General features: G+C 55.2%; 14 protein-coding genes. 12 read left to right on the forward strand and 2 right to left on the reverse strand.

Going from position 1 to position 16,610, the window contains the following annotated elements:
- The first annotated feature begins 148 nt into the window (after nucleotides 1-148).
- The 10 genes from O9K67_RS18315 to O9K67_RS18360 all read left to right on the forward strand — a co-directional run bounded on the left by O9K67_RS18315 (nucleotide 149) and on the right by O9K67_RS18360 (nucleotide 11,943).
- The gene (locus tag O9K67_RS18315; protein ID WP_082794178.1) at nucleotides 149-988 is read left to right on the forward strand and encodes an ABC transporter ATP-binding protein; all 840 of its coding nucleotides are present in this window, start codon (nucleotides 149-151) and stop codon (nucleotides 986-988) included.
- Nucleotides 978-1,874: an ABC transporter permease gene (locus O9K67_RS18320; protein WP_061496877.1), complete on the forward strand. Its 897-nt coding sequence runs from the start codon at nucleotides 978-980 to the stop codon at nucleotides 1,872-1,874. Before O9K67_RS18315 ends, O9K67_RS18320 begins: the two co-directional genes overlap by 11 nt.
- Nucleotides 1,871-2,950 (forward strand): ABC transporter permease, encoded by a 1,080-nt coding sequence (locus O9K67_RS18325; RefSeq protein ID WP_061496879.1) that lies wholly within the window; start codon nucleotides 1,871-1,873, stop codon nucleotides 2,948-2,950. Before O9K67_RS18320 ends, O9K67_RS18325 begins: the two co-directional genes overlap by 4 nt.
- A gap of 54 nt (nucleotides 2,951-3,004) precedes the next feature.
- Nucleotides 3,005-4,018 carry an ABC transporter substrate-binding protein gene (locus O9K67_RS18330; protein ID WP_061496881.1) on the forward strand — a complete coding sequence of 338 codons (1,014 nt, stop codon included), beginning with the start codon at nucleotides 3,005-3,007 and terminating at the stop codon, nucleotides 4,016-4,018.
- A gap of 42 nt (nucleotides 4,019-4,060) precedes the next feature.
- Entirely contained in the window at nucleotides 4,061-4,708 is a 648-nt protein-coding gene (locus O9K67_RS18335; protein WP_061496883.1) for a TetR family transcriptional regulator C-terminal domain-containing protein, read from the forward strand.
- Between the two features lie 222 nt (nucleotides 4,709-4,930).
- Nucleotides 4,931-6,325 carry an NAD(P)-dependent oxidoreductase gene (locus O9K67_RS18340; protein ID WP_061496886.1) on the forward strand — a complete coding sequence of 465 codons (1,395 nt, stop codon included), beginning with the start codon at nucleotides 4,931-4,933 and terminating at the stop codon, nucleotides 6,323-6,325.
- A complete protein-coding gene (gene preA / locus O9K67_RS18345) occupies nucleotides 6,318-7,622 on the forward strand; it encodes an NAD-dependent dihydropyrimidine dehydrogenase subunit PreA (RefSeq protein ID WP_061496888.1) in 1,305 nt (434 codons plus the stop codon). The genes O9K67_RS18340 and preA overlap by 8 nt, the downstream gene beginning before the upstream one ends.
- A gap of 29 nt (nucleotides 7,623-7,651) precedes the next feature.
- Nucleotides 7,652-9,100 carry a dihydropyrimidinase gene (gene hydA, locus O9K67_RS18350; RefSeq protein ID WP_061496890.1) on the forward strand — a complete coding sequence of 483 codons (1,449 nt, stop codon included), beginning with the start codon at nucleotides 7,652-7,654 and terminating at the stop codon, nucleotides 9,098-9,100.
- Nucleotides 9,101-9,125: 25 nt separating this feature from the next.
- Nucleotides 9,126-10,409, forward strand: a complete 1,284-nt coding sequence (locus tag O9K67_RS18355) for a Zn-dependent hydrolase (RefSeq protein WP_061496892.1) — start codon at nucleotides 9,126-9,128, stop codon at nucleotides 10,407-10,409.
- A gap of 298 nt (nucleotides 10,410-10,707) precedes the next feature.
- Nucleotides 10,708-11,943 (forward strand): EAL and HDOD domain-containing protein, encoded by a 1,236-nt coding sequence (locus tag O9K67_RS18360; RefSeq protein WP_061496894.1) that lies wholly within the window; start codon nucleotides 10,708-10,710, stop codon nucleotides 11,941-11,943.
- Here O9K67_RS18360 and O9K67_RS18365 read toward each other — a convergent pair whose 3' ends face one another.
- Nucleotides 11,944-12,840 carry a LysR family transcriptional regulator gene (locus O9K67_RS18365; RefSeq protein ID WP_061496896.1) on the reverse strand — a complete coding sequence of 299 codons (897 nt, stop codon included), beginning with the start codon at nucleotides 12,838-12,840 and terminating at the stop codon, nucleotides 11,944-11,946. It lies immediately after the preceding gene.
- Nucleotides 12,841-13,593: 753 nt separating this feature from the next.
- On the opposite strand from O9K67_RS18365, the gene ompC reads away from it, so the two are divergent.
- A complete protein-coding gene (ompC, locus tag O9K67_RS18370) occupies nucleotides 13,594-14,721 on the forward strand; it encodes a porin OmpC (protein ID WP_061496898.1) in 1,128 nt (375 codons plus the stop codon).
- A 177-nt stretch (nucleotides 14,722-14,898) separates the two neighbouring features.
- Nucleotides 14,899-15,153, forward strand: coding sequence for a YdgH/BhsA/McbA family protein (locus O9K67_RS18375; RefSeq protein WP_061496900.1), 255 nt, complete (start codon nucleotides 14,899-14,901; stop codon nucleotides 15,151-15,153).
- Between the two features lie 79 nt (nucleotides 15,154-15,232).
- On the opposite strand, the gene O9K67_RS18380 is transcribed toward O9K67_RS18375, so the two are convergent.
- Entirely contained in the window at nucleotides 15,233-16,579 is a 1,347-nt protein-coding gene (locus O9K67_RS18380; protein ID WP_061500087.1) for a heavy metal sensor histidine kinase, read from the reverse strand.
- Nucleotides 16,580-16,610: the final 31 nt, after the last annotated feature.

Below are 16,610 nucleotides of genomic sequence, written 5' to 3' on the forward strand. Positions count from 1 at the left end.
CAAACATGTCGCCATCTGCACCAAACCGATCAAATTCGTTGATAAAAATGCAGCTAAAAACCGCAAAAACACATAAATCCCACCCCTGGCACAAAAATGGCATGGAGAAAAGAAACCTAACCAGTTAGTCAAAAAACAGGGGAGCAGGATGAGCCAGTCGATGTTTGCTGAAGAATCGGTGCTGGTGTCGTTAAAACCCACCAGCGCCACGGCGCGACCAGTCATTACGGTCAGCCAGGCCAATGTGATCTATCCGGCGGCCGACCAGCCGGTACACGCGTTAAGCGATATTAACCTGACCATCCGCCAGGGGGAGTTCGTCTCCTTTATCGGTCCGTCCGGCTGCGGCAAGACAACCCTACTGCGCACCATTGCCGATCTGGAACCGATCACCTCCGGTGAGTTGCGGGTAAATGATATGTCGCCTTCAGAGGCGCGTCAGGCGGGTGCCTACGGTTATGTGTTTCAGGCTCCGGTGCTACTGCCATGGCGCACCGTGCTGGCAAATGTGAAATTGCCATTGCAGATCCACGGCGTGCCGCCCGAACGTTGCGATGAGATCGCCCGTGAGCAACTCGCCAGAGTGGGACTGAAAGGGTTTGAAAAAAAATACCCGTGGCAGCTCTCCGGCGGCATGCAGCAACGGGTTTCTATTGCCCGTGCACTGGGTTTCGAGCCGAAAATCCTGATGATGGACGAACCCTTTGGCGCACTGGACGAACTCACCCGCGACAACCTTAACCAGCAGCTTCAACAATTGTGGTTTAACGAGCAGCGCACCATGGTGTTTGTTACCCACTCCATTTCGGAAGCCGTTTACCTGTCGACCAAAATTGTGGTGATGTCGCCGCGCCCGGGCCGCATTGTAAAAGTGATCGACTCCCCGCTGCCCGCCCGGCGCGACCTGGACATTCGCAATACACCCGCCTTTTTGCAACTGGCGCAGGAGGTGCGTGAAGCGCTGGTGGAGGGCCATCATGAACATTAACGCCAGCGCTGTTCACCGACGCCTACTGCAAAGCGCACTGCCGGTCGGCAGCGTTATGCTGGCTGCCCTGGCGCTGTGGTATCTGCTGGCCTTTGCGCTCAATGCACCAGGGGTGATTGATCGGGTGCTGGCACCACGCGGCGCATGGACCAGCGGCGATCTGCTCGCCGCTGCACTCAATGCCTCACGCCCGCTGTTACCCGCGCCACACCAGATTGTGATCGACATCTGGAACAGCATTACGCAATGGTCGCTGACCTCGCCGCGCAACCTGCTATTGCATACCTGGGTTACCGCCAGCGCCGCGCTGACAGGGTTTGCGATGGGCATCGTGCTGGGTGTGCTGCTGGCGATTTGCATTGTGCATTCCCGCACCCTGGATAAAGCCCTGCTGCCCTGGATCGTCGCCTCGCAAACCATTCCAGTGCTGGCCATTGCCCCTATTGTGCTGATTATCCTCGGCAGCGTGGGCATTACCGGTCTGTTGCCGAAGGCCACTATCGCCATGTACCTGTGCTTTTTTCCGGTCACCATCGCCACGGTGCAAGGGCTGCGCTCGCCACAAAAAATGGAGATGGAGCTGGTGCACACTTACGCGGCAAGACGGCTGGATATTTTCTGGATGGTGCGCCTCCCCTCCTCGTTGCCGTATCTGTTTCCTGCGTTTCGCGTCGCGATTGCCAGCGGCCTGGTTGGCACGATGGTGGCGGAATTGCCCACCGGCGCGCAGGCAGGGCTGGGCGCGCGGCTGCTAACCGGTTCGTATTACGGCAATACCCTGCAAATCTGGTCGGCGCTGGTAATGGCGTCGCTGCTTGGGTTGGCGTTAACCGGGTTGGTAACGCTGACAGAACGGCTGGTGATGCGCCAGCGCAAGGGGGGATGATGAAACGTCGCGCAATCCCGGGAACCGTATTGCTGGTTGGCGCACTGCTGTTACTGATGCTGTCGCTGATCCAACTTACCTGTACCACAGTAATGTCTGTGCCGCTGGTCACGATTAACGCCTTACTGGTGCTGAGCGCGCTGTCAGCGTGTTCATTGACGTTTAGCGCACTGCGCACTGGCGCGTTTATCGCCACACTGAGTATCAGCGCACTGTGGCTGGCGTGGCAGCCGCTTCACGCGCTCACCCTCTGTGCGCTGGCATTGCTGGCTGTAGTCAGCGTACAGCGACTGGCGCGAGCGCCGGTACCCGCTGGCGCGGTAGCGGCACTGCTCGGCGTATGGTTACTGTGGTTCTGGCAAATCCTCGTCACCGGTTATGCCGTGCCGCAGGTGATCCTGCCTGCCCCACTCGATATTCTCGCCGCACTCGTGGACAGCGCTTCGCTGTTGGCGGGCGATGTGCTGCAAACCGTCATTAAGTCAGTACTGGCGGGTTATCTGCTCGGCAGCGGCCTGGGGATCGGCGTGGCACTGTTGATCGACAGATTGCCGTTCTTACAACGTGGTTTGCTGCCGGTTGCTAACCTCACCAGCACCGTGCCGCTGGTGGGCGTCGCGCCGATTGCGGTGATGTGGTTTGGTTTTGACTGGCCGTCAAAAGCCGCCGTGGTGGTGCTGGTGACCTTCTTTCCGGCGCTGGTCAGCACCCTTGCCGGATTAAAGGCCAGCGGCAAGATGGAGCAGGAGCTGATGTACTGCTATGCCGCCACGCCCCGTCAGCGCCTGCTGGCATTGCGTCTGCCTGCAGCGATGCCGTTTATTTTCAGCGCCCTGAAAGTGAACGCCACCTTGTCGCTGATTACCGCCATTGTGGCTGAGTTTTTCGGTTCGCCCACCGCCGGACTGGGTTTTCGTATCTCCACCGAATCGGCGCGTATGCATATGCCGGTGGTGTGGTCGGCAATTGTGGTGGCGTCCGTCGCCGGTTCGCTGTTTTACAGCCTGCTGGTGCGCCTCGACCGCCGCGTCAATTTCTGGCACCCCACTCTGCGTGGGAACGCGTTGGAAAAGTAAAAACAACATGATGATTAGCACGTTTACAGGCTCATTAACCCGAGGAGTTATCTAATGATAAAAGGTTTCGCTTTTCGCCGGGGTGTGTTGCTGGCGGCACTGTCTGTTCTGGCGTTGCAGGCAACGGCCGCAGAGAAAGTGACGCTGCAACTGAAGTGGTTGCCACAGTCGCAATTCGCCGGTTATTACGTTGCACAGCAGAAAGGGTTCTATCAGGAAGAGGGGCTGGATGTCACCATTAAACCCGGCGGCACCGACATTTCCCCCGTCCAGGTGATTGCCGGTAAATCAGCGGATGTGATCGTCGACTGGCTACCGGATGCGCTGGCCTCGCGCGAGGCAGGTGTACCGCTGGTGAACATCGCCCAGGTGTACGATCGCTCCGGGATGATGCTGACCTGTAAAAAATCCACCGGCATCAAAACCCCGGCCGATCTGAAAGGGAAAACGCTTGGCGTCTGGTACGGCGGTAACGAGTCCCCGTTCTTTAACTGGATGAACAAGCTCGGCTTCAAGCCCGGAAAAGATATCACCATTCTGAAACAGGGCTTCAATGTCGATCCGTTGTTGCAGGATCAGGCTGCCTGTATCTCCACCATGAACTACAACGAGTACTGGCAGTTGATCGACGCCGGGTTGAAACAGGAGGAGCTCATCAACTTCCCCTATGAAGACCAGGGTGTCTCCACGCTGGAAGATGGTTTGTACGTGCTGGGTTCTGAGCTGAAAGATCCGGCGTTCGTGAACAAAATGGCGAAGTTCCTGAAAGCGTCATTTAAGGGCTGGGACTACGCGGTGAAACACCCGCAAGAAGCAGCAAAAATCGTCGTTGAGCAGGATGCTTCCGGCGCGGCGACCGAAGCGGTGCAAACCCGCCAGATGGAAAACGTGGCGAAGCTTATCACCAACGCCGGCACGGCAAAAATCGGCTATCTCGATCCGGCTGCTTATCGTCGCACCATCGACGTTCTGCTGCACAGCGGTGGCGATACGCCAGTCATTAAGAAAGATCCCGGCGATGCCGGTATGACCCATGCCGTCTGGGATGCGGCGGCAAAACTGAAATAATCCGTTCCGCCAGGGATGGCGGCCTATTGAAGGACGCACCTCATGAATCACGTTCAGTCTGCCAACGTGGCAGACACCACGGAAAAGGGGCGGATCCGCCAGGATAACGAAGCCATTATTCTGCCCGCCGCTGAGCGAGTGTTCGCCCGTTTCGGTTTTCGCGGCGCAACCATGCAACAAATTGCGGATGCCGCTGCACTGCCGAAAGCCAATTTGCACTACTACTTCGGCAACAAACAAAACCTCTATTTACGGGTGCTGGAAAATATCCTTGATGACTGGCTCTCGCCGCTGGAGGGGATCAGCGCCCAGGCCGATCCGAAAACCGCCATTGCCGGATACGTCAGGCGGAAAATCAGCTTTAGCTTTAACCGCCCGGCCGCGTCAAAACTGTTTGCCAATGAAATCCTGCAGGGTGCACCCGTGGTCCACCCGTTACTGAAAACCGACTTACGCCAGTTGGTGGCGGAGAAGGCTCGCATCCTGGATGGCTGGATCGCGCAAGGGCAACTGCGCGCGCTGGATACCACCCACTTCTTCTTTACCGTCTGGTCGATGACGCAAACCTACGCCGATTTCGATATCCAAATCGCCGCCGTCTCCGGTGAAGATCCAACAAGCGAAGCTGCACAAGCACGCGCCACGGCGCACGTATTAAGCAGCGTCTGGCGGATGTGCGGCCTCGAATAATTCGCCCCCCTGAACGGACATGAGGTGGTGTTTCCCTAAGGTTAATCTTGCTGCCAAATGTAGCAAACATCGTCCAAAAATGGGCAATATGCACCAAAAAGTAACGATCAATTGCGTGCACAGCACCTCAACACGCTGATTTTCCGGCTTCGCCAGAATGGCACACAAATAGCATGGTTACTTGGGAAAACTTAACCATCTGGTCAGGATTATTCAGGAGGCATGATGACTACACTCGATACGCCGGGAATCTGCTCTGGGCGACAGACACCCGCAGAATTCACCCGGGCGTTCGCCGACTGCACCCCGCCGCTCTCGCCCGTTCAGGCGGTGATTGAAGCTGAACGTTGCTACTACTGTTTTGACGCCCCTTGCACGCGTGCCTGCCCGGCGGAGATCGACGTGCCGAGCTTTATCCAGCGCATTGCGCAGGGTAACGATCGCGGCGCGGCAGAGGTGATCCTGCGGGCCAATGTCCTTGGCGGCACCTGCTCCCGCGTCTGCCCAACGGAAACACTGTGCGAACAGGCCTGCGTGCGCAATGTGCAGGATGGCCGCCCACTGGAAATTGCCCGACTACAGCGTCACGCCACCGACCGCTACTTCGCCGCGCCCGGCAAACCGCTGTTCAGTCGCGCCGCCAGTAGCGGTAAACGCGTTGCTATTGTCGGCGCAGGACCCGCCGGGCTGACCGTCGCTCACCACCTCGCGCTGGCCGGGCATGAAATAGATCTGTTCGATGCCCGCCCCAAAGCCGGTGGCCTTAACGAGTACGGTCTGGCGCGTTACAAGGTGGCGGATGATTTTCCGGCGCAGGAAGTGGCCTGGCTGCTGTCAGTGGGTGGCATTACGCTGCACCCTGGCGTCCGCCTCGGGCAGGACCTCACCTTGTCTCAGTTGCGGGATCGCTATGATGCGGTGTTTCTCGGTCTCGGGCTGGCGGGCGTCAATGCGCTCGACGGCGACGCGCCAGAACCGCAAGGCGTACGCGAGGCGGTGGATTTTATTGCCGAACTGCGCCAGTGCGCGGATCTCAGCCAGTTCCCGATCGGCCGCAGCGTGGTGGTGATTGGCGGCGGCATGACCGCTGTGGATGCTGCCGTACAGGCGAAAAAACTCGGTGCGCGCGAAGTCACGCTGGTCTACCGCCGGGGCGAAACGGACATGAAAGCGTCCGACAAAGAGCAGCAGTGGGCCAGACAGTGCGGGGTGACGCTGCGTCACTGGGCAGCACCGCTGCGTTTCGAACAGACTGAAAACCGGCTTACCGGTGTGACTTTCTCGGTCATGACTCCCACCGCGCAGGGCGTGATCGCCAGCGGTGAAACCTTCACCCTCGCCGCCGATATGGCGCTGAAAGCTATCGGCCAGCACTACGATCCGCAGCCCACCGCCGGGATCCAACTTCTTCATGGACGCATTGCCACCGACGAAAGCGGTCGCACGTCTCTTCCCGGCGTATGGGCAGGCGGCGACTGCTGTGCAGGGGGGCTGGATCTGACCGTGGATGCCGTTAAACAGGGCAAGGCCGCTGCCCGTTCGATCACCCTGGCGCTGGCTATTCCACAGAGCGACGCCGCTAACGCCACACTGTTTCAGGAGTCTTCCCATGGCTGATTTACACATTAATTTTCTCGGTATCCAGAGTCCCAATCCGTTCTGGCTGGCCTCTGCTCCGCCCACGGACAAAGAATACAACGTGGAGCGCGCCTTCCAGGCTGGCTGGGGTGGCGTGGTCTGGAAAACCCTCGGGATCGATCCGCATGTGGTTAACGTCAGCGGGCCGCGTTACAGCACCCTGCGCGGTCCCGATCGCCGCGTCCTGGGCCTCAATAATATTGAGTTGATCACCGACCGCACGCTGGCCATCAACCTCGAAGAGATCACCCGTATCAAACAGCGTTGGCCCGATCGCGCAGTGGTGGTCTCCATCATGGTGCCCTGCGAAGAGGAGGCGTGGAAATGGATCCTGCCGCAGGTCGAAGCCACCGGCGCAGACGGCATTGAGCTGAATTTTGGTTGCCCGCACGGCATGAGTGAGCGCGGGATGGGCGCGGCGGTAGGCCAGGTGCCGGAGTATATCGAAATGGTCACCCGCTGGTGCAAACACTATTGCCGTCTGCCGGTGATCGTCAAACTGACGCCCAATATCACTGATATACGCTATCCGGCACGAGCCGCGAAAGCTGGCGGCGCGGATGCGGTGTCGCTGATCAATACCATCAGTTCGGTCATGGGGGTCGATCTCGACCAGATGTTGATGACCCCGCACACCGGCAACCAGGGATCGCACGGCGGGTACTGCGGCCCGGCGGTCAAACCTATCGCGCTGAATATGGTGTCAGAAATTGGCCGCGATGCCGCCACACGCGGGCTGCCGATTTCCGGTATTGGCGGCATTTCCACCTGGCGTGATGCAGCGGAGTTTATTGCGCTGGGCTGCGGCACAGTGCAGGTCTGCACGGCGGTGATGGTGCACGGCTTCCAGATTGTGCGCGACATGATAAGTGGCCTCGAAAACTACATGGATGAGAAAGGGTTTCACACACTGGAGGATTTTCGCGGTATGGCGCTGCCCAGCGTCACCGACTGGCGCTATCTGAATCTCAATCATGTCGATAAAGCGGTTATCGATCAGGCCAGTTGCATCAAATGCGGGCGCTGTCACCTGGTGTGTGAGGACACCTCGCACCAGGCCATTTCGACGCAGAAGAACGGCGAGCGCCACTTTGAAGTGCGTGAGGAAGATTGTGTCGGCTGCAACCTCTGCGCCTCAATCTGCCCGGTGGAAAACTGCATCTCGTTGCGCCACCTGCAACCCGGCGAAGTGGACAGCCGTACCGGCCATATCGTATCCGACCAGTATGCCAACTGGACAACCCATCCCAACAACCCGATGGCAACCACCGCGTAAAACCGGGGTGAAGCGATAAGGAGACAAGAATGCGTAATCTGTTGATTAGAGGTGGCACGGTGGTCAATGCCGATCACCAGCGCCGTGCGGATGTGTTGTGCGTTGACGGTGTGGTAGCGGCTGTGGGCGATGCTTCACTCTGGGCGTTGCCTGCAATGACTGAGACCGTCGATGCCGGAGGCCTGTATGTGATGCCCGGCGGCATTGACCCGCACACCCATATGAATTTCCCGTTTATGGGCACCACCACTGTAGATGACTTCTACAGCGGAACGGCCGCTGCACTGGCGGGCGGCACCACCACGATCATCGATTTTGTGATCCCCAATCCACAACAGCCGCTAATGGAGGCCTACCAGCAGTGGCGCGGCTGGGCGGAAAACGCTGCCGCCGACTACAGCTTCCATGTTGCTATCACCTGGTGGGATGAGAGCGTACGCCAGGATATGGGCACGCTGGTGCAGCAAGAAGGCGTAAACAGTTTTAAGCACTTTATGGCCTATAAAAACGCCATCATGTGCGATGACGAAACGCTGATGAACAGTTTCCGCCGCTGCCTGGAGCTGGGAGCGATGCCCACGGTGCATGCGGAAAACGGTGAAATGGTCTGGTTACTGCAACAGGAGATGCTGAAACAGGGGATCAGCGGCCCGGAAGCGCACCCGCTCTCGCGCCCACCAGAAGTGGAAGGGGAAGCCGCCAACCGCGCCATCACCGTCGCCAGTATTATGGGCGTACCGATTTATGTGGTGCATGTTTCCTGCCGGGAATCCGCCGAGGCGATCGCCCGCGCACGCGGCCGCGGCCAACGGGTTTATGGTGAAGTGCTGGCCGGGCATCTGGTGATTGACGACAGCGTCTATCGTCACCCGGATTTTTCATTCGCCGCGGCACACGTGATGAGCCCGCCGTTCCGCGATAAATCGCACCAGGCTGCACTGTGGCACGGTTTGCAATCCGGCCAGTTACACACCACCGCTACCGACCACTGTACCTTCTGCGCCAGCCAGAAAGCCGCCGGCCTCGACAACTTCACCAAAATTCCTAACGGCTGCGGCGGCGTGGAGGAACGTATGGCCGTATTGTGGGATGCCGGCGTCAACAGCGGTCGCCTGACCCCCAGCGAATTTGTCGCCATCACCTCGGCCAATACCGCCCGGCTGTTCAATATCTATCCCCGCAAGGGATGTGTTGCACCGGGGGCGGATGCCGATCTGGTGCTGTGGGATCCGCAAGGCAGTAAGACCCTGTCCGCCAGCAGCCACCATTCACGTAACGATTTCAATATCTTTGAAGGCCGCGTGGTCACCGGCGTGCCCGCGTATACCATCAGCCAGGGCGTGGTGGTGTGGGCAGACGGTGAGTTGCGCGCCCGCGAAGGCACCGGGCGCTATATCAAAAGGCCCCCCTTTGGCCCGGACTTCAGCGCCGCTGCAGCATGGGAGCGCCAGCGCGCCCCGCAGGCCGTAGCCCGTTAATCGATGTAAAGCGAGGAGGAAGACGATGAGCAGCGAAGTGATCTCCACAACACCTTATAAAACGGATACCCGCGATCTACGCATTAATGGCGAGCGCCTGTGGCAATCGCTGATGGATCTGGCGCAAATTGGCGCAACGCCGAAAGGCGGTTGTTGCCGCCTGACGCTGACCGATCTCGACAAACAGGGCCGCGATTTGGTCATCAGTTGGGGCAAAGCCGCCGGGCTGTCGGTTGAGATTGACCAAATCGGCAACGTCTTTATGCGTCGCCCCGGACGCAACAATACCCTGCCGCCGATCGTGGCGGGCAGCCACATCGATACCCAACCCACAGGTGGGAAATTCGACGGCAACTTTGGCGTGTTATCCGCGCTGGAAGTGATCCGCACCCTTAACGATAACGCCATTGAAACAGAAGCACCGGTAGAAATGGTGTTCTGGACCAACGAAGAGGGATCGCGCTTTGTACCGGTAATGATGGGCTCCGGCGTCTTTGCCGGGATCTTTCCGCTGGAAGTCGCCTATGCCGCGACGGATACCGAAGGTAAAACGGTCGAAGAGGAGTTGTTGCGGATTGGCTACGCGGGTGAGGCCCGACCGGGGCAACACCCGATTGGCGCGTATTTTGAGGCGCATATTGAACAGGGGCCGATTCTCGAAGATCAGGATATCGCCATCGGCGTGGTGCAGGCGGTACTGGGGATCCGCTGGTACGACTGCATCGTTACCGGCATGGAGTCTCACGCCGGGCCGACCCCGATGGCAATGCGCCAGGATGCGCTGCAAGTCTCTACGCGCATCATGCAGGAAGTCATCGCCATCGCTAACGCTTTCGCACCGCACGGACGCGGTACGGTGGGCATGGTGCAGGTCCATCCCAACAGCCGTAACGTGGTGCCCGGCAGCGTGAAGTTCTCCATTGATTTTCGCAATATGACCGATGCCGCGGTAGATGAGATGGATGCCGCCCTGAAAACCTATATCCAACAAGTTGCCGGAGAAACCGGGCTGAACATAGAACTGAAGCTGGTGTCGCACTACCCCGCGGCCCCCTTCCACCCGGAGTGTAAAGAGGCAGTGCGTCTGGCTGCACAGCAGTTGGGTTATTCGCACATGGACATTGTTTCCGGTGCCGGGCATGACGCAGTGTATATGAGTATGCTGGCCCCCACCGGTATGATTTTCATTCCATGCAAAGACGGCATCAGCCATAACGAGATTGAGTATTCGTCGCCGGAACAGGTCGCCGCCGGGGCGAATGTTCTGCTCCACGCCATGCTGGAAAGTGCGGGCGTGGCCACACGCTAAAATAACCGTTTCACCTCACCCGAACCCGGTTGCATGCAGCCGGGTTATTTTTTTGCGCACATTGTCAAAAGTTACCAAAAAACAGCCTAAATATGTATTATTCTCACCTGCGGAATTTGACTTAAATTCTTCAGAAGTTTACAAAAGATACTGCCTTCCCTAAGTCCGACTTGCGTCTTCGTTATTTTCGTCCAGGCTTCCATTTGACCCTGAATAAAAATAACGAAGGTTGACCGGTTCAGGTTAGCGCATTACCCGGGTTTTTAGCTTTGCAGGCATGTGTGGAGTGGAGTAGAGAATGTTCTCGTTTGTCGCGCGTCAGGCGATTTTTGATGAAAATATGAACACAGTCGGCTATGAACTGTTGTTCAGAGATAGCATGACAAACCGGTTCCCTGACGTTACTCCGGAGTACGCGACTGCCCAAATCATTGTCGAACAGTTTCTTGGCGCACCATTGGGTCGCCTGAAAGAGTACAGCGCCATCTTTGTTAACTTTCCCTATGAGCTGCTGGTGCAGGGTATGGCGGAAACACTGCCAAAAGATCGCGTGATTGTCGAAATTCTGGAAACCGCCGAGCCTACGCCTCTGCTACTGAGTACGGTAAAAAAGCTTTATGCCCACGGCTTTCGCATTGCGCTGGATGATTTTGAATTGGGCGAAACCTGGAATGCCTTTTTGCCCTATGTCAGCATTATTAAATTCGACGTTCGGCTGAATACGCCGGAAGAAATTCGCACTTATATCGCCAGCAAAGGCGAGCTGCTCAAAGACACGGTATTTCTGGCGGAAAAAGTGGAAACACAGGAAGAGTATGCGTGTTTCCGCAATATGGGCTGCACCTTGTTTCAGGGGCATTTTTTCAGCAAGCCGGTGATCCACTCCGCGAACAGACTGATTCAGAACCAGTCGATCACCTTAAAGTTGATGAAAGAGGTGAATGCAGATTCACCGGATTTTGGCAAAATTGAAGCGTTGCTCAAGCAGGATCTGGCACTGTCATTCAAAATCATGCGCTATGCGCAAAATATCGTCTTTAACGCCCGTGGGGTGAAAAATTTCCGCAGTCAGTCGCTAAAAGACGTTATTTTTTATCTTGGCGCAAACGAGTTGCGTCGTTTTGTGCTGGTCTCCTGCCTGACTTCTGTCAACAAAGAAAAAACCGACGATATTTACCATCAAAGCCTGATCCGGGCGAAGTTCTGCGAACTGGCGTCTGCACGTTCCGTTGGCCGTCACTCTTCCGATGATGCGTTCATCGTCGGGCTATTTTCCCAACTCGACAGTATCTTTGAAATGCCGATGGCGGACCTGATAGGCCAGATAGACATTTCCGTGAACGTAACGATGGCGCTGAAAGAGAAAAAAGGCCCGCTTTACCCCTACCTGCATCTGGTCGAGCTGTATGAAAACCACAATTGGGAAGAGGTCAGCGCCCTGGGTCACCGCCTGGGCTTCAACCGCAGCGTGGTGGCAGAACTGATCAAACTCGCCACCAAGTGGACCAACGATATCCCGACTAACGCAGCATAATCAACGCACTGGATAGCGAAGTGCCTCAATCAGATGGGCAAATGCGGCAGTGTGCTGTCTGCGGCTCGGGTAATAGAGAAAATAGCCCTGAAAGGGTTCGCACCAGGCCTCCAATACCTTCTCCAGTTGGCCTTGTGACAGCGCCACAGCGACGCAATCTTCTGGCACCAACGCCAGCCCCATACCACTGATAGCGGCATCCACCCTTGATGCCAGGTCGTTAAACGTTAGCTGCCCCTCTACCCGCACGCGAAGGGGTTGCCCGTTTTTGGAAAACTCCCATGCATACAGTCCGCCAAGCGTGGGGAGTCGCATATTAATACAGTTGTGATGCTGTAGTTCATGCGGGGTTTGTGGCTTACCGTGACGCGCGAAATAGTCCGGTGCCCCGACCACCACCATGCGCCAGTCAGGGCCGATTCGCACCGCCACCATGTCTTTGGCCACTTGTTCGCCCAGCCTGATGCCAGCGTCAAAACGCCCGCTGACAATATCCGTAAGCGTATTGTCGATGGTGAATTCCACCTTGACGTCCGGGTAGGTGGTTAAAAACGGTTTCAGCGCAGGCCACACCGTAGAATGAAGTGCATGCTCACCGAGGGTAATACGAATATTACCCGCAACACGATCGCTGTGGTCGGTCAGCCTAATCAGTTGTTCCTCAATTTCCCGAAAACGCGGGCTGATACTATTAATTAACGTCTCGCCCGCTTCTGTGGGGGCAACGCTGCGGGTGGTGCGCGTCAGTAATCTGACTTGCAGACGTTCTTCCAGACCGCGAATAGCATGGCTTAACGCCGACTGCGATACACCTAATTTTGCCGCAGCCCGGGTAAAGCTACGCTCCCGCGCCACCATAATTAAATAAAACAGATCGTTAAAATTATCTTTTAGCATGGCGGTCTCTTTTTCAGACAACGGCAATACGCGTTATGCTACACACCAACTGGCATTAAATATATGTATAAAATTCACTAGTCCGGGAATGAAAGCATGCCTGTTCTGGCGTCTCCCTCTTATTTTCAGAATAACACCCAATTTTTCCTTCCCATTAATGAATCACACTCATAGAGTTAATTAACAAAACTGCGTAATCGTCGCACTTGTCAACGTCACCATTAACTTCGCGAACGCGCAGTGACGATAACATCGTCGAGTTATTGATATATCCAGACCCATTTCTGACCCTTTTCATATCTGCCAGCCGATCAGTACCCATTAAAATACCCATGCAGCAGCGGTGGATATTTAATAATTAAAAATCCACTCTTTTCATTTAACAAAAATCATCAACCAACCCTGCAAATTCAATCGCACATTCTACCAATAAAAACCGGGGAATTACCCCCGAACAAAGGTACAAAGCGGGCAACAAACAGCAAAAAAATGCAATGAGGTTAATAAAGCCGCTTCAAATTACCCGATCCACCTCACAAAAAAATTAGCGATCTGTGCGCTTTGAATAAGTTCATAAAAATCACAGCGGATATTTATCAATCTGTGCTAAAAATAATTTAAAGATTTACAGAACACAATTTCAGGTGCTAAACAATGCCATACAACATGAATTAGCCATGAACCATTTTCATCAATGGTGGCGTATTTCTGTTGCTATTAAAAAACAGTGGCAATCTCTAAGGGTTTATTAAAATGAAAATTTCTCAACTGAGTCTGTTGATCTCTGCTGCCGTGCTGTGCTCGTCAGTACAGGCCGCGGAAATATACAATAAAGATGGTAATAAGTTAGACTTATATGGCTTAGTCTCCGCCGAACATTATTTTTCTGATAATAGCAGCTGGAATGGAGACCAAACTTATATGCGTTTGGGCTTCCGTGGTGAAACGCAAATTAATGATCAATTAACGGGTTATGGCCAATGGCAGATGCATATTGACGCCAATAAATCCGAAGGCGACACCAACACACCGCGCACCCGTTATGGATTCGCCGGTTTAAAATTCGCCAATTATGGTTCCATCGATTATGGCCGTAACAAAGGTATTTTGTATGACTCACTGGGTTATACCGACATGCAGCCAGAATTTGACGGCATGACCTACGGCTCCGATCAGTTTATGTTTAGCCGCGGCAACGGCATGCTGACCTACCGCAATACCGACTTTTTCGGTCTGGTAGACGGTCTGAACTTCTCCCTGCAATATCAGGGTAAAAATGACGGCAATGGTGAATCCGGTGCCGGACGTAATGTACTGCGCCAGAATGGCGACGGTTATGGTATGTCGCTGGAATATAAAATTGGCGCAGGCGTCAGCGTTGTGGGTGCTATGACCAGTGCGAAACGCACGCAGGAACAGAATACCGCCACGAATATTCTGGGTGACGGCGATCGTGCCGAGGCCTATTCCGGCGCACTGAAATACGATGCCAATAATATTTATTTAGCGGCGATGTTTACTCAGGCCTATAACGCCTCACGCTTTGGTAGCTCCTCTGATACCACCAGCGCTTATGGTTATGCTAACGAATCGCAGATTTTTGAGGCGTATGCCAGCTATCAGTTTGACTTTGGCCTCCAACCTTTTGTGGCGTATAACGCACTGAAAGGTAAAAATATTGGTTCTAATTCCGCCGGAGCGAATTATGGCGATCAGGATATCGAAAAGTATGTTGATTTAGGTGCGACGTACTATTTCAACAAAAACTTCAATATGTTCGTTGATTATAAAATCAACCTGATTGACGACAGTGCATTCACCCAGGCTGCGGGTATCAACACCGATGACGTTGTCGCGGTCGGGATGGTGTATCAGTTCTAAAAAACAGGCGGCGCAAGCCGCCTTTTTCTTGCGCATAATTTCTGTTTATTCAAAGAATTGTTTAGTTTTGTTATCTGACAGCTTCGTTATTTTCACGTCAGAGAATTGTCAGCCTCGGGGGGTAAAATGACTTCCGTCAGAGCCTGTTCTGGCCCGATTAAATAATGAGGTGGTAACATGAAAAAAGTACACGCACAGGTTTTCGCAACACTGATGGTTATTTTCTCGACAGCATCGTGGGCTGCCAGCGAAGTGACCACCGATACGGGTTTAACCGCGATTGGCAGCGTTTCCGTTGCCGGTGTCGACACGCTGCATGATGTGCAACATCAACTGGCGAAAAAAGCCGCTCAACAAGGTGCCAGCAGCTATAAAATCATTTCCGCTGGCGGTGATGACAAATATTTCGGCGTGGCTGAACTGTATAAATAACCGACGGACAAACGGAAAAAAAGGCCGTGACGCAACCCGTTACGGCCTTTTTGTTGACGGGCAAAGCGTCATTAGCGCCTTAGCCCAGCGACAGGGTAAAACCAAATGTATTCATACCATTCTGGCTACTGGCAAACACATCGCCACGGTGCATATTGGCAACCGCTCTGACAATCGACAGCCCCAGTCCGTGGTGGGTATCGCTGTGCGTACGGGATGCATCCACACGGTAGAAACGCTCAAATAAACGCTCCAGATGCTCGCTGGCAATCGCCTCGCCGACGTTGGATACCGCCACCTGTGCATGGTGCTCGACACTGTTCAACCGGACGATCACCGTACTGTCCGGCGGTGCATGGCGGGCGCTGTTTTCCAGCAGATTCGCCAGCGAACGGTGGAATAAGCGCCGATCGATAGAGGCCGTCACGTCCCCTTCGACCTGTACACACAGGTTTTTCTCCGCAAATGAGGGTTCCACATATTCGAAGGTTTTATAAGTCTCTTCCCGCAGAGAAACGGTCGTTAACTGGGTCGCATGTTCCCCGGCCTGAGCATGCGACAAAAACAGCATGTCATTAACAATCGAGGTCATGCGCTCCAGCTCTTCAAGATTGGATTCCAACAAATCCTGTAGCTCGGCAACGGAACGTGGGCGCGACAGCCCCAGTTGTGTTTGCCCAATCAGATTGGTGAGCGGCGTACGCAGTTCGTGCGCGACATCAGCGTTAAAACTTTCCAGTTGCCGCCAGGCGACTTCCTGGCGCTCCAGCGCACCATTAAAGGAGACCGCCAGCGCTTGCAGTTCATCCGGCAGTGTACAGGTTTGCAAGCGCTGCCCGTGATTTCCCGGTGCCAGGTGCTGCGCCTGTTCGCTCAGCATATTGACCGGGCGCATGCCGTTGCGGGCAATCAGATACCCGAGCAGGGCAATAAACATCACCCCGACAATGCTGATGATCACCAGCGTGCAGGTAAATTCATACAGCGTACCCATATAGGGCGTGGAGTCTATCGCCACCACATAGCGTAGCGCCGGGCGTTCGCCATTAGCCGGAATTTCGCGCGAGTAAAGGAACAGCAAACAGGAAAGCTCCGTCTTACCCGGTGCGGTGCTAAAACCGTCTTTCAGCGATGCCCAGTTCACACCGGTTGGCGGCGGGCCGCCCATATCAAAGCGCGCGTCTTTACTCAACAGCCAGTATTTTACCCGCCCGCCTTCCGAGGTGGAGAGCGTGGTAAATTTCGCTTCCAGCGTCGGCCAGCCCTCAAGGTTGTGGCGATTTTCAATCCACGGCGTCATGAGCGACTCGCGAAACAACAATTCGTTGTGCATCTGGCTTTGCAGGGATTCATACAGCGAACTTCGCAGTACCACACCGAAGGTGATGACCACAAAGATATAGGCCACGGCGAACAGTAACGCCATCCGCCCGGCAATCGATCGTTTCAATACCGAG

Origin of the sequence: Kosakonia oryzendophytica, assembly GCF_027886705.1 — a bacterium.
Lineage (GTDB): Bacteria > Pseudomonadota > Gammaproteobacteria > Enterobacterales > Enterobacteriaceae > Kosakonia > Kosakonia oryzendophytica.